The sequence below is a fragment of the Parabacteroides faecalis genome (assembly GCF_022809355.1).
Taxonomy (GTDB): domain Bacteria; phylum Bacteroidota; class Bacteroidia; order Bacteroidales; family Tannerellaceae; genus Parabacteroides; species Parabacteroides faecalis.
This window is the reverse complement of the sequence record NZ_JAKZMM010000010.1, coordinates 65,144-82,280: the sequence shown is the minus strand read 5'-3', so window position 1 is coordinate 82,280 and position 17,137 is coordinate 65,144. Positions and strand designations below refer to the sequence as shown.

9 protein-coding genes are annotated in these 17,137 nt (G+C 43.1%); 3 read left to right on the top strand and 6 right to left on the bottom strand.

What is annotated here, in order from left to right:
* Positions 1–68: 68 nt before the first annotated feature.
* The 6 genes from sov to MUN53_RS05600 form a co-directional block, all read right to left on the bottom strand.
* The gene (sov, locus tag MUN53_RS05625; RefSeq protein WP_243323804.1) at positions 69–7,484 is read right to left on the bottom strand and encodes a T9SS outer membrane translocon Sov/SprA; all 7,416 of its coding nucleotides are present in this window, start codon (positions 7,482–7,484) and stop codon (positions 69–71) included.
* A complete protein-coding gene (ruvA, locus tag MUN53_RS05620) occupies positions 7,484–8,080 on the bottom strand; it encodes a Holliday junction branch migration protein RuvA (RefSeq protein WP_243323803.1) in 597 nt (198 codons plus the stop codon). The genes sov and ruvA overlap by 1 nt, the downstream gene beginning before the upstream one ends.
* Before the next feature lie 287 nt (positions 8,081–8,367).
* A complete protein-coding gene (locus MUN53_RS05615) occupies positions 8,368–9,822 on the bottom strand; it encodes a TrkH family potassium uptake protein (protein WP_243323802.1) in 1,455 nt (484 codons plus the stop codon).
* Positions 9,823–9,839: 17 nt separating this feature from the next.
* Entirely contained in the window at positions 9,840–11,177 is a 1,338-nt protein-coding gene (trkA, locus tag MUN53_RS05610; RefSeq protein WP_243323801.1) for a Trk system potassium transporter TrkA, read from the bottom strand.
* Positions 11,178–11,208: 31 nt separating this feature from the next.
* Positions 11,209–13,119, bottom strand: coding sequence for a 1-deoxy-D-xylulose-5-phosphate synthase (dxs, locus tag MUN53_RS05605; RefSeq protein WP_243323799.1), 1,911 nt, complete (start codon positions 13,117–13,119; stop codon positions 11,209–11,211).
* 335 nt (positions 13,120–13,454) lie between these two features.
* Entirely contained in the window at positions 13,455–14,291 is an 837-nt protein-coding gene (locus MUN53_RS05600; RefSeq protein WP_243323798.1) for a DUF6261 family protein, read from the bottom strand.
* 1,038 nt (positions 14,292–15,329) lie between these two features.
* Here MUN53_RS05600 and MUN53_RS05595 point away from each other — a divergent pair.
* Genes MUN53_RS05595 through MUN53_RS05585 form a run of 3 tightly spaced genes read left to right on the top strand, consistent with a single transcriptional unit; the run spans position 15,330 to position 17,062 of the window.
* On the top strand, positions 15,330–16,010 hold the full coding sequence (locus tag MUN53_RS05595) for a hypothetical protein (RefSeq protein ID WP_243323797.1): 681 nt from the start codon (positions 15,330–15,332) through the stop codon (positions 16,008–16,010).
* Positions 16,011–16,023: 13 nt separating this feature from the next.
* Positions 16,024–16,383: a hypothetical protein gene (locus MUN53_RS05590; protein WP_243323796.1), complete on the top strand. Its 360-nt coding sequence runs from the start codon at positions 16,024–16,026 to the stop codon at positions 16,381–16,383.
* Position 16,384: 1 nt separating this feature from the next.
* Complete coding sequence (locus MUN53_RS05585; RefSeq protein ID WP_243323795.1) at positions 16,385–17,062, top strand: hypothetical protein; 678 nt, start codon at positions 16,385–16,387, stop codon at positions 17,060–17,062.
* The last annotated feature ends 75 nt before the right edge of the window (positions 17,063–17,137 follow it).

Below are 17,137 nucleotides of genomic sequence, written 5' to 3'. Positions count from 1 at the left end.
AAACACCGGGAGTTGATGATCTGATTCCCGGTGTTTTTCATTTTGTTATTTGGAGGAGATTCTTTGTCTTATTGTGCCAGCGAGAACCGGAGACTGATTCCGTAATTGGAATTGGAAGTCGGATAGGATTCGCTTGATACTAACGGCTTGTTGATTTGCAGGTCGTAGAAGGCTCGCAGAGTCAGGGCGCGACTCAATCCATAATCGGCAGAGAACTGGATCGTCTTGGCGATGTTTCCACTGGTTGCCTGCGTGAATTGTTCCTCAATCTTACGAATCAGCGACTGCGTCTTCCGGTATGAGAAGTCCAAATTGACTGTCAGGTCATTGCTGAAGTTCTGTGTTTTCTTCATCTTCAAGACTTTATTGAACTCGACAAACTTGTATCCCAAACCGATGACAAACTCGTTGGAGTTGGATTCTACCAGCTGATACGATGAGATGTTCAGGTTTAAGTTCCGGGTTGTCCGATATTCAACTTTACCGGTGATATTATTCAGGGCCGTGGCATCTACACCTAACAACGGACTGAAACCGTCGGTGATGCTGACTGCCGAGATATCATAAGGCGAAGACGGTGTCGGATTTCCTGTCAATACACTACGGACATAACCCAATCCATCTTGTCCGGCATCCACCCAGTTCAGGAATGATGAGAAAGAACCCACACTATACGATGCTTTATACTGATGACTCAGGGTAACATCTTTGAAGTAACGTTGTAAGAACGGTATTTTTGTCAGACCGTTGTAGGTGATTCTCCAGTTCGGAAGCAGACTACGGATCGACGGGAAAGCCGAGAGTTCTACCTTCGACGGGTCTTTTCCGGTATAAGCAGCCAGGAATGCTGGAATCAAAACATCTGCCGAATTAAGACTGACATTCCCATTATCCGGATTATAAGGGCGGTTTGCCAAGGCCGTTCCTTCAATGAATCCGGAGTTCGGATAAGAAGTCCGTGCGTAAGCATTTTCCATTCGGGAAGCAATGATTTCCCGATAGGCTAAGAAGTTATCGAACTTCTTGGAGGCATAATTATTATCTGCATTACCGCCTCCGCCTAACGAACCGCCAATGGCAATGGTTGTCATCGTGAAGTTACCGCTATACGTTTCAGGCATGCCGGCATACATGAATTGAACCTCTGTATTTCGGGTATCAACCCGGTTGGCATTCAAGTCAATCTTCAATCCTGGAATTGGTTCCAAAGTTGCATTGATATTCAAATTACGTGCGTTGCTGATCATCGCCGGTGTGATGTTCGTCGAATCATTGGTGATCAGCCAGCCACGGTCGTTGGCATAGTCGATATAACTGCGACTTACACCTCCGAAAGCAAAGCCGAGTCCCGGAGCCATACCGATGCTTGAGCGCGATTGTCCGAACATATCACCAACTTCCGGCAAGAAGCCAGGAAGCATCATACCATCGCTGGTTGTATATTGGATGTTAATACGTCTCAACATCATGGCAAAGCGAGTTGCATATTCGACGGATTTGTTCCACATTTCCTCACCGCCCGAAGGACCCGGTTTGATAGTCAGTTTCAAATGTGCCGTATCCTTGTTGAGAATCATTACCTGTGCATAGTTGATCGGCTTGAATTTGACGGCATATACTTTACCATCGGCTCCACGAGCTGTAATGCGCAGTTTCTTGGTAAACATACCGTGCTGTACGATGGTTCCACTATCCGGGTTCAAGACGATGTCTTTCTCCAGTTTTACCTCTTTCTTCACCTTCTTCTTCTGGTTGTTGTTGCGTGAAGACGTATTGAACTTCTGGTTGATCTTCTTCAGATACTTGTTCTTATTATACAGGCTTTGCAGATTCAGGTTCATTTGTCCGTTGATCTGACGCTGGTTTTTGACGACGTTACCAATCGGATCATCTCCTTCAATTTCCGCGCTTCGTTCCCAGTTATAGGTAGCATCATAAGAAACCGAACTGTTTACCCAGTCGAGAACCGGAATATATTGCAACGGAAGATTCCAGGTTACTGTAAACTGCTGGTCGTATTTCAGCGGCGTACCCAAATCTTTGATACTTTGCATCACCGAGTCTTTCCACACTTTATACCCGTCCGGATTCAATTGCTTGTTGACTTGTACATACGGTTCCTCGATACGGGCATTTGTTCCTGACGTGAAATTAACCGACAAGTTGTTGGTAAAGTCCCAGCGCAAGCTGAAAGCCCGGTCCCAATAAAACTCCTGACTGAATGAAACCGGAATATTATTCTTTCCTCCGGTATATTGCTGACTGGTCAAATCGCGCAGCTGCAATTCATAATAATTACGCATCAACGTTGTCTGGAAACTGATGTTCGAAGGCAGATAATTCAACGAGAACTGTTTGAGATATTTGGTATATCCGTTGTTCTGTTTCATTTTCTGGAAAGGACGGAATGGCTTTGCGTATGGGGTATAGTTATAAGCAAAGCTACCGTTCCAGTCTTTGGTCCGTTCATATTCCGTTTCCGGATTCTGTTTACTGTTCTCGCTATAAGAATAGCTTAACGAGAAGTTGGCCGGATCATACGGCATCGGATTCTTGCTTTGGATATCTACTTTGACATTATTGAATGATACGCTCTTGATTGTAGTCCGGTCGATAGAATAATTCTTGATAGAATCTTTCTCGGCCTGAGTTTCTACATTATCCAAAGCATCTTTCATCTTGATATCCTGATTTAACGGATCATACTTCGGAGTCGTTGTCTCTTTCGAATAAGCATAATAGAACGGAATGCTTACCTTGGCTTTTTCAGGGAAGAACTTACCCAGTTCAAGCGATGTTGAAACACTATATTGAGAGTAGTCGTCCAATCTTCTTTCGTTGACAGATTGATCCAATGCACCGAAACCTGCCGTCTCGATACGACCCGCAAAGTTGACTGTACCCAGGTCTGATAAGCCAACGTTTAAGGAAGCATTAGCTGCCCAGCCGCCTTCTTCGTTGAAGTCGGTCAGACGTAATTCATTTACCCAAATTTCAGCACTCTTGGTCTCGCGCGAATTATTACGGACACCAATCATGATGACTTTTACTTCGGCCAGACTAGGATTACCCACAATACTGATTTTATTACGGGTATTGTTCGGATCATATTCCGAATAAACCGTCTGATAAGTTACTCCTGTTTGTCCTTGCCGTTTGGCCCGGTTACGGTTTAGTTTTAAGTTCGTCAGTGTCTCTAATTGAATATCCAATAAGTTCTGAGACGGCCATACGGTTTCCGAACCATCGCTGTACGTACCTGCAGGAGTCAGTTTCAGCGGAACTTCATATTCGTAGTAATTGTTCTTATAGTCTGAACCCAAACGCAGGAAGACGGATAATTCACCGTCGGCTAATGCTGTTGCATCGTTGATGAATGCTTCGGCATGACTGAACAACTGCATCCGCTTGTATTGACGCAAATCGTAACTGGTACTCTTATAAACAGCCAGAGCATCCTGTGAAGCCAGGTTGGTAACTTTTAATGACAAAGATTGTTCGTTCTCTTGTCTGATCTGCGGTTGACTTGGGTCGCGCATACGGGATACACCCGGCGGCAATACATAATTGACCGGAGTCTTTTTGCTGTTCTCTTCGATATTAACCGTAGATACTTCTAACGTACCATCGGCTACAGGAACATCTGAATTAGAAAGATCACCCTCGTAGGTACGCCATTCGCCTCGAACCAGATCGAAAGCTCCGAAACGGAGAATGGTTGATTCCTTGAAGTTGGTCATATACATACGCATAAAGCGGATGGTCTTAAAGTCTTCAATCGAACCAACCTTACGCTGATATTGCTTAACAGGTATTTTAAACTGATACCAGTTGATACTTTCGGAAGTTCCATTCGCTAATGTCACCGTGACAGGTTGAATATTCACGATATAATTAGAACCGATTTGTAAATCTTTCGGACGAAGAGAGATCTTGTACTCGAAATACTTCTCATTCGTATTTAACGTATTGTCTTGGTTCAAGTCTTCTACATCGGGAGTAGTTCTAGAAGCCGTGTTGTATGCTTCCGTTGATTCTTCCGAGTTTCCTTCCGTACCGTTATATCGTTTGTATCGGCTCAAGATATCCAATTGTTGAGCGTCATAGTCTGAACCACGGAAATAATGAAATTTATCTCCAGAAGGGTTGTTCAAGACAGACAGCGGATCGCTTGTCATCTTTTCCAATGTCTCTGCAGAAAGCCGAGGTGTCAGTTCGGATAAGAATTGCTGATATGTCGGGAAATTTAATTCTTCTTCAGACGACAGACCGTTTAATCCGACATCCTGCAAGCTTCTGGCTCCGGCTGAATTATCGAAAGCATACACTGTACTTTGTTGCTTGGGAACTTTACCCCATACAGTTGTATCTACCTGGCTCATATCTCCATCAACCGGAAGACCGTTCTCGAAGAATTTCTTTTCGTCTTTCAGAATATCTTCGGAAATATCTCCTAAGTTGAAATACAAATCACCTCCTTGTGCTGTATTGGCATTATAGATGAAAGGATCCATTAACCAGAATTCGATATATTCGATATTCGCTGTCTCGAAATCAACCTGATCAATCTTTCTCATAATACCACCCCAGCGTTTCTCGGGATTTGTCAAGGTACCATCCGAGTTGACGCCTTGTGCATCCAAGTTATACGGACCACGTTCGTTGGGGTAATAGGCGACGTTCAATACGGACAACTGATTGTCTTCATTAATGCTGACATCCCGGTTCGGGAACAATTCGGTCGTCTGAACGGCACGAACATAGTGATTGGACAAGTCATCTTTCGTAATATGACTTGGCAATGAACGAGAATTCTTACGGGTAAAGATACCATCTACGTAATACCAGGCCATCAAAGCACGGTTCTTTCCGTATTCCACGTCGTTGATCCTGCTGGCTTCGGGGAAGAGAGCTGTCGCCGCATCATCATACGGTGTACTTGCCAGGTTCCAGGGATAAGGATTCAGCAAATCAATTGTGCTTTGAGTAGATTCGAAGTCGTCCAGATAAGAGTACTGGCCTGTATAATCGTTCTCGTAATGTCCGGCAATCAACTGGGCAAATTCGGCATTCAAAGCAATCTGACTGGGTTTCGTTAAGGTGAGCAACGGCAGCTTGTCCAGCATATTTGTCAGCCACTGACTTTCTCCTTTGTACGAAGCATTTAATCCCCATAATGTATTCTTCACGGATTCATCACCCATCACCGTTTTGGTTGTCAACGGCATTTCGGACATATGCATCAAGGTGGCTCCCAGACTGAAATCAGGAGTAAACTGATAATTCAGGTCAACACCCATCATCGTCTTACGCTGCATGTTGTAAGTGGATTGGTTTTCAAGACTTACACTGACAGGAGTTCCACTGGATATAATATTTTCATTCAGGATGGTTACGATACCTGAAGCATAATCGACCGTATAATCTACATTTTCCGTCAGCACAGCTCCTCCGGCAGTAACTTTAACCGAACCTCTTGCCACATTGGTTGCTTCGAGTTGTATTTCTGCTCCTGATGAGGCTTTGTATTCACCCTGCAGGATAAACTTATTCTTTTCAGCTATCTGTCGGGCATAAGTCAGCGTAGAATCGTACAATTCCTGGAAGACATATTTATCAGCAATAGCATCATTTCCTATTTTCTTGCGGAGATGTGAACCGAAAGGTTCTACTACCGGGAAAATAACCTTACCTTTATCAGCCATGATGGTATAACCGTCTACAAAGTCGAAGAAACCATCCGAGTAGGCTTCTTCCTGAGAGTTCAAGCGGTCCAGATTCATTACTTTCAGCAAGATCTGATCTTTGATAGCTCCTTCTGATATATAATTGACGGCAGTACCTACGGTATCGTTCTGATATAAGATGTTTAACTGGAATTTCTCTTTCTGTACGGAATAAGCATTCAGCGAATAAACGTTTTTCATCATCAAGTCCCAGAAAGGCATTTTAGGTGACATATTGGAACCTTTCAACAGTTTCAGATACAGACAGGTCGTTGTATTGTTCGTATTGTCACTCGAAAATTCACCCACCTGATATACTTTTCCGCCGCTGGTATATTCGTAGGCAATTGCCAGAACATCATCCGGCTGCAATTGGGTATTCAATGAAATGTATCCGAGTTGTTTATTGATGGTATATTCAGACTCATTCAATAACCGGGCACTTTCTATCTTTTCGTAATCCCGTCCGCTTTCCAATACTCCGTTTAATGTTTGGGTTACTTTACTGATCTCGCGGGCATCCGGATAATTGTTTACGATAGTCTGGTATAAATTATTGGATTCGTTGTTAGGCAATTCGGAACTTCCTTGTGGAGAAAATTGAGGATTGCTGATGTGTTTATTCTCACCCAAGTCGGAGAAGGCTGCGATATTACGAGCCTGGTCGTAATTCCCTTGCTTATTGGTAATCCAGACTTCCACACGATTGATGGTAACGGCAGAATTGACACGGGGTAATTTCTCCAATGCCTGATCATACCGGTCACGGAAATATTGGGCAATGAAGAAGTGACGATTCTCATCATAGCTATCGATTGTGATTTCAAACGGTTTGGTTTGTACGCCACCTTTGGAATTGACTGTCTTGGATTCAGATTCCTGTTGGGCGAGTAAAGCGTTGACACGCAATTTACCGAATTGCAGATCTGCTTTCATACCGAACAACGCTGCTCCACCATTGATCAGCGAATTACTGGTGGTCATACTGACGTTCCCGGCTTCGATCGACTTGATGATCTCGTCTTCTTCTCCCGTATAAGCCAGTTTTAACTGCTTAGAGTCAAAGTCGAAAGAGGTTTCAGTATTGTAGTTCATACCGAAATTTACCTTGCTACCGACGGATGCCTGAACATTCAGCTGTACATCTTCGTCGAAATTGAATGATGTTTGCTTTCGAGAACGGATCGGGAGTGAAGGGTTGTCCGTCTTGTTGGTTTTCAATCCAATCGATAATTGGGCGGAACCTTGCGTCTTTACCCGTACACCTCCTTTACCGAAGATGCGTTCGGCTGGTCCCAAATCGAACTGCATGTCGGTGATATTAAACTTCTTGTTGACTTCCTTCTCGAACTCTTCAGCATTTTTCTCACGGAAGTATGATTGCAAAGATTGCTGCATGCTATAGTCTTGATACTCTTCGGGTGTTAACGTCATGGGAGTACCCAGTTCCATATCGCCCAGTTTCGTCCGGACAATATAAGCACCCGTTTTGATATCATACTCGATGGTCGTCTTGATATTTTCCGGATCTTTCAGGTCGGCAGGCGACTTTTTCAGCAAATCTTCGTATTCTTCTGTTGTTGTTTTGGAAACAGGAAACCGTGGAGGTATCGTATCCGGTACTTGTGGGGCAGGAGCTTCCAGCTCAAACTCCGGCAAGAATCGGGACGATTCCAGGAAATCTGCGTTCAATGCCCATAAGCTACTTATCAGGATGAACGAACAAATCAATATAATATATTTGCTATTCCGTTTCATTAAAGCATTTTAAGTGCCAGTTTGATAACCTGTTCAACAGGCGAAGCCGGCTCATTTTTTAGAATTGACGTAACCACTTTCTGAGATGCTGCTTTCTGGAATCCTAACATAACTAGGGCAGCAACGGCTTCCTCGGCTACTTCGGTGTGAGCCATGATCTTGGTATTTTGCGAAGGAGCCGGAGCCAAAGCCTCCATTGATTTTACTTTGTTCTTCAGATCTACCAGAATGCGTTGGGCGGTTTTTAGCCCGATTCCTTTGACAGAAGTAAGGGCTGTTTCATCTTTTGAGGCAATGACTTGAACCAGTTCGGTAGGCTGGAAGGAAGATAAGATCATACGTGCAGTATTCGGACCTACACCCGAAACAGACGTAAGTAACAGGAATAATTCCCGTTCAAGAACCGTAGCAAAGCCATACAGCAGATGGGCATCTTCACGGATTACTTCATATACATAGATTTTTCCTTCCTTTTTCCCTTGATAGGCTGTAAAGGTGGTTAATGATATATTTATCTCGTAACCAATACCATAACATTCCATCAACATGCGGGCTGGAGCCAGATCGGCGATTTCGCCTTTTATATAGTCAATCATTCTTTATTTCCCTGTTTATTCTTTCGCTCGTATTCCCTTGATCCGGTTGATCCGTTTTGCTGATCATATTTGCAAAGATAAGGACGAGCAACGGTTATGTTTCTGATTCTATCGTATATTGTATAACGGAAGAATCGTTCAAAACGTATATCTTATATTAAAAAAAATCAGTTGTTTTCCTGTCTGTTCCAAAATAAACGAGAATCGATTTCGAAACCCTCGAATTTCATGGTCGATTCTCGTTTATTTTGTAGCTGATCTAATCCTCTTTCCGGATTCCAGATCTCTTATTGTTTCCAGAATCCAGGTAACAGAATAGTCAGTACGGTGAATATTTCCAGACGTCCGGTCATCATAACAAACGACAAGACCCATTTACTTAAATCAGAGTAACTGGAGAAATTACCAACAGGTCCGTAAATACCAAGACCTGGTCCGGTATTGCTGACTGCCGAAGTTGCCGTACCCACAGCTTCTTCGAAACCTGTTCCGTCCAGCATCAGGAAGAATGCCGTGGCGAAAATCAAAGTGATGTAAATGAAAGCAAATGCAAGTACCCGATTGACAATATCGGTCGAGACCACATGTCCATTTACACGAACCGGAAGAACCGCATGCGGGTGAGTTTGTTTCTTAAAGGCATTCACCACATTTTTGGCCAGAATAACCACTCGTCCTGTCTTGAATCCACCACAAGTAGAACCAGCACAACCACAGACAACCATTAACATCAAGGCAATCATCCAGAAGAACGGTCCCCAAGGTATGAAATCGACGGTAGCATATCCGCAGGTTGAAATCAAGGTTGTCACTTGGAAGAGTGATTCCCGAAATGCCTCTTCCGGATCCGTGATAATACCTTTGAAATAAACCCAGGCCATAACGATCATGGTAGAGATTGCTACAATGGAATAGAACCAGCGGGTTTCTTCATCTTTCAGTAATTTCCCGAATCTGCCGTTCATGAAGAAGTAAATCAAAGTCATGTTGGTTGATCCGATACACATAAAGATGGAGATAACGTATTCAATGTAAGCCGAATCCCAATAAGCAATACTGGCATTCTTGGTAGAATATCCTCCGGTTGCCATACAGGTCATGGCATGGTTTACAGCATCGTATAAGTTCATCGGACCGATCCATAGTAAGCCGGTTAATAAGAGCGTAATGAACAGGTAAATACCCCATAACCGTTTGGCAACCTGGGTGATTCGTGGACGGAAACGTTCGTGGGTGATTCCCGGAGTCTCTGCATCGAACATCTGGCTGGCTCCACCTCCGAAGATAGGCATTAAGGCTACGGTAAAGACAATCATTCCCATACCGCCTTGCCATTGCGTCAGACTGCGCCAAAATAATACACCTTTCGGTAAGGCTTCAATATCCGTCAGGATGGTAGATCCCGTTGTTGTGAAGCCGGACATGGTTTCAAAGTAGGCGTCGGCAATACTGTTGACATAACCGCCTAAGTAGAACGGCAGCATTCCGAAAAGGGAAAGCAGTGTCCAGGTCAGCGTGACGATAAGCATACCTTCCCGCCGTCCGGCAGAATGTTCGTTAGCTCGTATTCCGATCAGATAAAAGAGGACTCCGAATCCGAACAGAATACCACTTGAAAGGGCCAAAGGTTCGACATCGTTTCCTTGGTAGATGAATGCAACAGCCAATGCCATCAGCATGAATAAGGTCTCAAGGATGAACATCAGCCCGAGCATTTTGAATATGAAACGTACATTCAGCATAAGCGAAGGTTTTTCGATCAGTTAAAGTAATCTTCCAGTTTACGCATGGCTGTATCCAGGCAGAAAACGACCACATGGTCGTAGGCTTGGATTTGTGTATCACCATCGATCATCATCGGTTTACCATTTCGGATCAGTCCTCCCAAAGTCATATCGCGAGGCAAGCGCAGATCACGTACGATCTTCTTGGTAATCTTAGAGTCTGGTCGGGCAACCAGTTCGGCCACGTCGGCATTGGCAAAGGTCAGACACTTGACATTCGAAACGTCTGCATCCAATAAGAATTGATAAATATGACTGGCTGCAATCAGCTTCTTGTTGATGACCGATCCGATATCCATGCTTTCTGCCAGAGGAATATAGTCGATATTCTCAATCTTGGCTACAGTCCGGTAAACACCGAACCGTTTGGCTGCCAGACAAGCTAATATGTTCGTGCTTGAGTTTTCTGTCAGGGCGATGAAGGCTTGTGCGTCCTGAATGCCTTCGTGCATCAACAGATCCATATCGCGGCCGTCGCCATTGATGATTAATACATTGCCCGGCACCGCCTCAGCAATACGGTAACTCTTTTCCTCGTTCGTCTCAATCACTTTTACCCGGATGTTATTCGGCAAATACTGACAGGCACGTAAGGCGATACGGCTGCCACCCATGATGATCACCTTCTTGACTTCCGGATTCTTTTTCCCGGCCAGCAGGCGTACATCTTCTATATAGTTTCTGGTTGTTGTAAAGAAAAGGAGATCGCCCGATTCGATATGATCATTACCACGAGGAATGATAGTTTCATTCTTTCGCTTGATTGCCACAATGTGATAGAATTTCTGTTCCATCAGCAACTCCGAGAGCATTTTGTTGACAATCGGTGCATTGTCGCGTACCTTCACACCAATCAGAATCAAAGCTCCACCGAAAAGTTCCCAGTATTGTCGCGCCCACGGACGCTTGACTGCCGTGACTATTTCGCGGGCTGCCAGCATTTCCGGATAGATCATCGAGTTGATTCCTAATTTCTCAAAGAGTTCTTTATTCTTGGGTTGCAAGTATTCGTAGTTATTGATACGGGCGAATGTCTTGTGAGCACCCAGGCTATGAGCCAGAATACAAGCTGCGATGTTGGTTGTCTCTTCGGGTGTGACGCTTACAAATAAGTCTGTCTTTCGGATTCCTACTTCTTCCAGGTCTTTCAGAGAAGTAGGATTGCCTACAACCGGAAGGATCTCCAACGTCGAACTCATCGTGCTGAGGCGTTCTTCCTTTGGATCCATCAGTACGATATCTTGGTTTTCCTGTGATAACATTTTTGCCAAGTGGGTTCCCACCTCACCGGCTCCTGCTATGACTATTTTCATACTTCACTCTGTCTGTATTGGGTTGTTGTTTTCATTGGTCGGATGGCGCATGCAACTGTCGGATAATTCCGGCAATGTTGTCTGCATCCATGCCACATAATTTGTATAGCTCCGGTATAGAGCCGTGTTCTATGAATTGATCGGGCACACCGATTCGTTTTACAAAAGGTGTATAACCGTGGTCGGCCATGAATTCGAGTACTGCGCTACCCAAACCACCGGCAATCACGCCATTCTCAATGGTGATGATACGTTTAAACTTACGTCCTACTTCATGGAGCAAAGCCTCATCCAGAGGTTTCAGGTAGATCATATCGTAATGGGCCACCGAAATACCTTCCTGCTCAATCTGGTCGATTGCTTTCATTGCTTCGTTGCCAATCGGCCCCAGTGACAGAACGGCGATATCATTACCTTCGCGTAGTTTTCTGCCTTTTCCGATGGGAAGGATTTGCATCTCATTCCGCCAGTCGCTCTTTTCCCCTTTACCTCGTGGATAACGGATCACAAATGGACCGTCGGATATTTTGTATCCAGTGTACATCAGATTACGCAGATCCCATTCATTGAGAGGGGAAGAAATCACCAGATTCGGTATCGGGCGCAAATAGGCCAGATCGAACACACCATGATGTGTTGCTCCGTCTTCTCCCACCAGTCCGGCACGGTCCAGGCAAAGAATCAGATGTAACTTCTGAAGAGCCACATCGTGAATGACCATGTCGTAAGCCCGCTGCATGAAAGAGGAATAGACGTTACAGAAAGGAATCATCCCTTCTTTAGCAAGTCCGGCAGAGAAGGTCACGGCATGTCCTTCGGCAATACCCACATCAAAAGCCCGGTCTGGAAATTCCTTCATCATATATGTCATGGAACAGCCCGTTGGCATGGCCGGTGTGATGCCTACAATACGTTTGTCCTTTTCAGCCAGTTCTACCAGCGTGTGCCCGAAGACATCCTGATAGAGCTGAGGCTCATTCAGCTTGTGTACAATGATACGCTCTCCTGTTTCCTTGTTGAAACGACCCGGAGCATGCCATTCCGTAGCCGATTCCTCAGCCGGCTTGAAACCTTTGCCTTTCTTGGTCTTGATATGCAGGAGCTTTGGCCCCTTCATGTCTTTAATGTCGTTCAGCAATTTGACGAGATAGCCCACATCGTGTCCGTCGACCGGACCGAAGTAGCGGATACTAAAGCCTTCGAACAGATTGTGCTGCTGGGTCAGCAGGGCTTTCAGACTATTATTGAAACGAAGAATGTTATCCCGCCGGTCGTCGTCGATCAGTTTGATCTTCTTTAGGCCCCGATAAACATCATAACGCATCTTGTTGTATGCCTGGCTGGTAGTAATATCTACCAGGTATTGACTCAGTCCACCGACACTGTGGTCGATGGCCATATTATTGTCGTTGAGGATAATCAATAAGTTATTGGGGTTTACCGAAGCATTATTCAAGCCTTCGAAAGCAAGACCACCTGTCATGGCTCCATCGCCAATCACGGCAATTACATGCCGGTCTTCGTGTTTCAGGGCAGAAGCCACCGCCATACCCATTGCTGCCGAGATGGAATTGGATGCGTGTCCGGCAATGAACGCGTCGTATTCGCTTTCTGCCGGATTAGGAAATCCACTGATCCCGCCGAATTTACGTAATGTATGAAAAGCTTCCCGCCTTCCGGTCAGGATTTTATGTCCGTAAGCCTGATGACCTACGTCCCAGACAATCCGATCATACGGCGCATTAAATACGTAGTGCAGGGCAACAGTCAGTTCTACGGTTCCCAGGCTGGCTCCCAGATGTCCCGGGTTCTCCGACAAAACATCGATGATATATTGACGCAATTCTGCACACACTTCCGGCAGCTGTTCTTCGGAAAGCTGGTGCAAATCGGCCGGAAAATGGATCCGGTTCAAAAGATGTTCTCCCATGTTGTCAGCCATATCGCTTTATTTTTTTGACAAAAATAGAGAATAAAGCGCAGATATCACAATATGGGAAAGATATTTCAACCGGAATTTATAGGATGCTTGTCTTCTTATTTTGCAGAAAGGCTTTGATAATCGTAAAAAAGAAGAGGAAAAAGACCGAAGTCTTTCTCCTCTCTGTTGATTCATGTTCCCGCATTTTGCAACGGGGGAAAACACATTATTCATATACTAAAAAAACGTCAAACAAAAAAGCCAAAACTTTCTTGCCGCCATTTTCTCGTTTCACAACGAAGGTATGGCTATGTATAAAAAAGAAATATTAATTATAATAAAACGTTTTTCTTATTTTATTCTACCGGGACGAATTCCAAACCGCCCTCCCCTTTATCGCCATCTTCCGGTTTTTCCGGCGTGGTGGTCGAGGTATGTTTTGCCTTGTCGCGCAGGTTATAGGCCGTCTCAACATCGCGAATCAAGCCGTTCAATCCGGATAAGAAATAGAGGGATTCTTCCGTCTCATGCAAAAGATTGGTAGCGAAAGCAAAGTCTGCCATCTCACGGTAAAGGTCCATCAGTTGCCGGCGCAAGGCATCACTTTTGTTCCCCAGGTTCGCAGCGGCCCGTGCCACATCCGCTCCTTTCACCAAGGCTTCATACTGCTGATTGCAGGTCGAAAGTTCATCAATGTAGTCTTCCAGCCCCAAGGTCGTGATCGCATCCTGAATCTCCGGCTTGTTCAAGTCGGTAAGCAAGCCTTTCACCGTTTCCGTCTGCTGGTTGTTGGGCAGGCGGTTCATTCCCGTATAAGGTTTCACCACGATGTAAAGTTTCTCTGCAGCCGCACTTTCGGTTGGTATCGGCACGTTGCGCGAGGTCAGGATCCGTTGAATAATGGCTGTCCAAAGCGCATCACGCTGGCGGTCGATTTCCGCTTTCGATTTCGTTTCTGCCTTGACCTTCGTCTCGCGGTTGAGATCGTTCATCTCCGACAGATACGTTTTGGCTTCCTCAATCTGTTCAGCCGTAATACCCACTTTAGGTGCCCCCATCGGATCGCCTTCCTCGGCCGCTTCTTCGGCTTCCAACGGAAGCAAAGCCAGGAAACGCTCCATGAAGTTGATAAACTCGGCGTGCGAAAGCCTCGGGAGACTTATATTTTCTACTTTGATATACTTCTTTCTCATATTTTGAAGCTTTAAGTGTTAATATTCTTAACTTTCACATGGTTTACGACCGTAATTCAGGCTTTGCACCCCTGCAGAAGAGGAATTACGACCGTAATTTGGGTTTCGCACCCCTGCAAAAGGAGAATTACGATCGTAATTGGGCTTTCACACCCCTACAAAAGAGGAATTACGACCGTAATTCGGGGCTTGCACCCCTGTAAAGGGGAAATTACGACTGTAATTCGGTTTATGTTATCAGGAAAAATCGTCAGAGTACTGACGAGACTAAACCATTCGCCCGATTTCATCCCTTCATTTATCATCTTACTCATAACGGATTTTCATAAAAACATAATTCGGTTCAACTTCTCAAGATCCACTAGCTTGGCGATATTATGAAAAAACTATCTAATATCCTTTTTTAGCATTAAAAAGAAATTTAGTTTCGTCAGAACTATCTTTCTTTTTCAATACAGCACAAAAGTAAAAATTAATTTACCATCTCCAACCTTTTTTTGTACAAATATTTTCATTTACAGGTTTATGCTTCCAGCTATTAATGGAGTAGGTCTTTAAGTATGGTGATTGAAGGAGATATGGGTTATCTCTTGTATATGACTTGAAAGGTTAAAGGATGAGATACAACTAAGAAATCTGAATACGGAAAGATAATTGGTAACGATGTTTCGGTAGAATCAGTTAAAAAGATTACCTTTGCCACGTATTGAATGAATTAACGTAGAAGCGTTTCGATATTATCCCACTTTGGAATCTGGACAATTCTAATTACTCAGGATAATAGAGGAAATGATTTCTGCGTCTGTGTTTGCATAGGTCTATCCTTAAAGGGTGGATTATATACTTAAACATTAGGCGTGGAATCATTGTCTTATTATTGAGTAGTGGGCTGTCCAGAGCCTCAAAGTGGTAATAAGCGATGGTCTCCACGCTTTTCTTTTTTGTTTTAGAATCCGAACGAAGGAGACACGGGCGGAATAATATTTGCATATGAGATCTTTATTTCTGTTTCTGTTTCTTGTGTATAGTACTTTTTCTATGGCCCAAGTTAATCGCTATGATACTCCGGCGCAGGCCATTTATGGTAATACGTATGTTTCTCCAAATTATGATGCTTTATTGCAGTTGGGAGCTTTGGCTAAGCAAAAAAGAATGAAAATACGAGAATTAATTCAAAAATCACTAAGTACATATAATTCTTATCCTCGTTATCCTAATAAAATAAAAGAGGGTTGGCATCAGGCTATATGGTTGTGTCAAAATGAGGATTTATTAGTTGAGGTTAAGGCTTATGTAAATAACAATAATGAAATCACAGCAGTAGATTTTGGAACTCAGTCTATTTCTGATATAGAGATAAAAATAGTGAATGGGAGGGCACAGACAGGAGATTATTATTTTTATTTTTTCGAGGATATATGGCAGTATAATAAAGATTATGAAGCAAAACAAGCTCAGGGAGTTGAAAGACAAAGGGCTAATATAAACACTAATTTAAGTGCTATAGGTTTTGCTAAAATAAAATCAGATTATTTTAAAATGTTAGATATTTTAGTCTTGAGGTCAATGCCAAATCCTAATTCTTTTATCCTGTATAGACTCCAGAAATCAGATTTGACTGAACGAATCCAAGTTATTGAAGATGGGGAATTTTACGTGAAGGTAAATTTAAAAGGACATATCGGATACATATCTCGTACATTTTTAACAACAATCTAAATATAAAGTTCCTATGAAAATGAAACATTTTGCTTGTCTATTCTTACTATTAAATTTTTTAGTTAGTGGAATTTTTGTGGCTAATGCCCAATCTGTAAATTCTTCTGTTCGGTATCAGAAAGGATATGTAAAGAAAGATGGAACCTATGTCCAAGGACATTATAAGACTAATTCCAATAAGACAAATCACGATAATTTCTCTACTAAACCGAATCGAAATCCATATACGAAGGAGAAAGGACTGAGAGCAAAGGATTATTCACGAGAGGCCTATAAATATGGAAAAGGAAAAACTATTCAAACAGGTCCGAAAGGAGGACAATATTATATAAATAATAAGGGGAGGAAAGTTTATGTGCCAAAAAGAAAGTAGTATGACGATAAAAGGACGACTATCTATATTATTAGTTTGTTTATTATCATGTTTGAACTTGTATTCGCAAAGTTCAGAGGATAGAGCTTATGGAGCTTATCAACAACTAGAAGATTTGACATATGATGCCATAGCTTCATTTTGTCAACATCCGAATGTTCATAAGAATACCTTGGTTGTATTTGAAACTTTAGAAAAAATAAGTAAACCTGTTAGTGACATATGTTCCATGTCTGCTCCTGATGACGCTATGGATTTATATACAAAGTATGAGAATCTTAATTTTCAAATAGATTGTTTTAGAGAATTATTAAAAGTAATCTGTGGTTATAATTCAGCAGGACTAAAAGATGATCAAATGTTTTTTGTGGTTGATTGTTTAAAAGGTATGGGCTGGACAGAGAAGGTGTTAGGCGTAGAGTGTGATAATGCCTATTTTGTAGAATATCAATATCAAGGGTTTAAAATGTTGTTCATAAAAAACACACTGCTGGCTAAGCAATATGATTATACTCCTGGACCCAGTAATTTGATAGAAGTTGATTTTACCTATGATCATTTAGGGTTAGGAGGTTCTTATAATGTTGGAGCTGGTAAATATAGAATGATTCAATATAAAGATGATGTAAAATCTGATTATTATAAAGTGATCAAGGCAACTTCTCGATTGGTGAATTGAAAATATCTAAGTATTCAAATACTGCCTCTAAATGAGAGTTTCATCACCATCGAAATTCCCATTTAGAGGCCTAAA

What these genes read in the sequence shown, in the direction of transcription:
- dxs (WP_243323799.1), bottom strand. Translation starts at nt 13,119, where the DNA reads ATGGCTGACAACATGGGAGAACATCTTTTGAACCGGATCCATTTTCCG.
- MUN53_RS05595 (WP_243323797.1), top strand. Translation starts at nt 15,330, where the DNA reads ATGGCCCAAGTTAATCGCTATGATACTCCGGCGCAGGCCATTTATGGT.
- ruvA (WP_243323803.1), bottom strand. Translation starts at nt 8,080, where the DNA reads ATGATTGACTATATAAAAGGCGAAATCGCCGATCTGGCTCCAGCCCGC.
- MUN53_RS05615 (WP_243323802.1), bottom strand. Translation starts at nt 9,822, where the DNA reads ATGCTGAATGTACGTTTCATATTCAAAATGCTCGGGCTGATGTTCATC.
- trkA (WP_243323801.1), bottom strand. Translation starts at nt 11,177, where the DNA reads ATGAAAATAGTCATAGCAGGAGCCGGTGAGGTGGGAACCCACTTGGCA.
- sov (WP_243323804.1), bottom strand. Translation starts at nt 7,484, where the DNA reads ATGAAACGGAATAGCAAATATATTATATTGATTTGTTCGTTCATCCTG.
- MUN53_RS05600 (WP_243323798.1), bottom strand. Translation starts at nt 14,291, where the DNA reads ATGAGAAAGAAGTATATCAAAGTAGAAAATATAAGTCTCCCGAGGCTT.
- MUN53_RS05585 (WP_243323795.1), top strand. Translation starts at nt 16,385, where the DNA reads ATGACGATAAAAGGACGACTATCTATATTATTAGTTTGTTTATTATCA.
- MUN53_RS05590 (WP_243323796.1), top strand. Translation starts at nt 16,024, where the DNA reads ATGAAAATGAAACATTTTGCTTGTCTATTCTTACTATTAAATTTTTTA.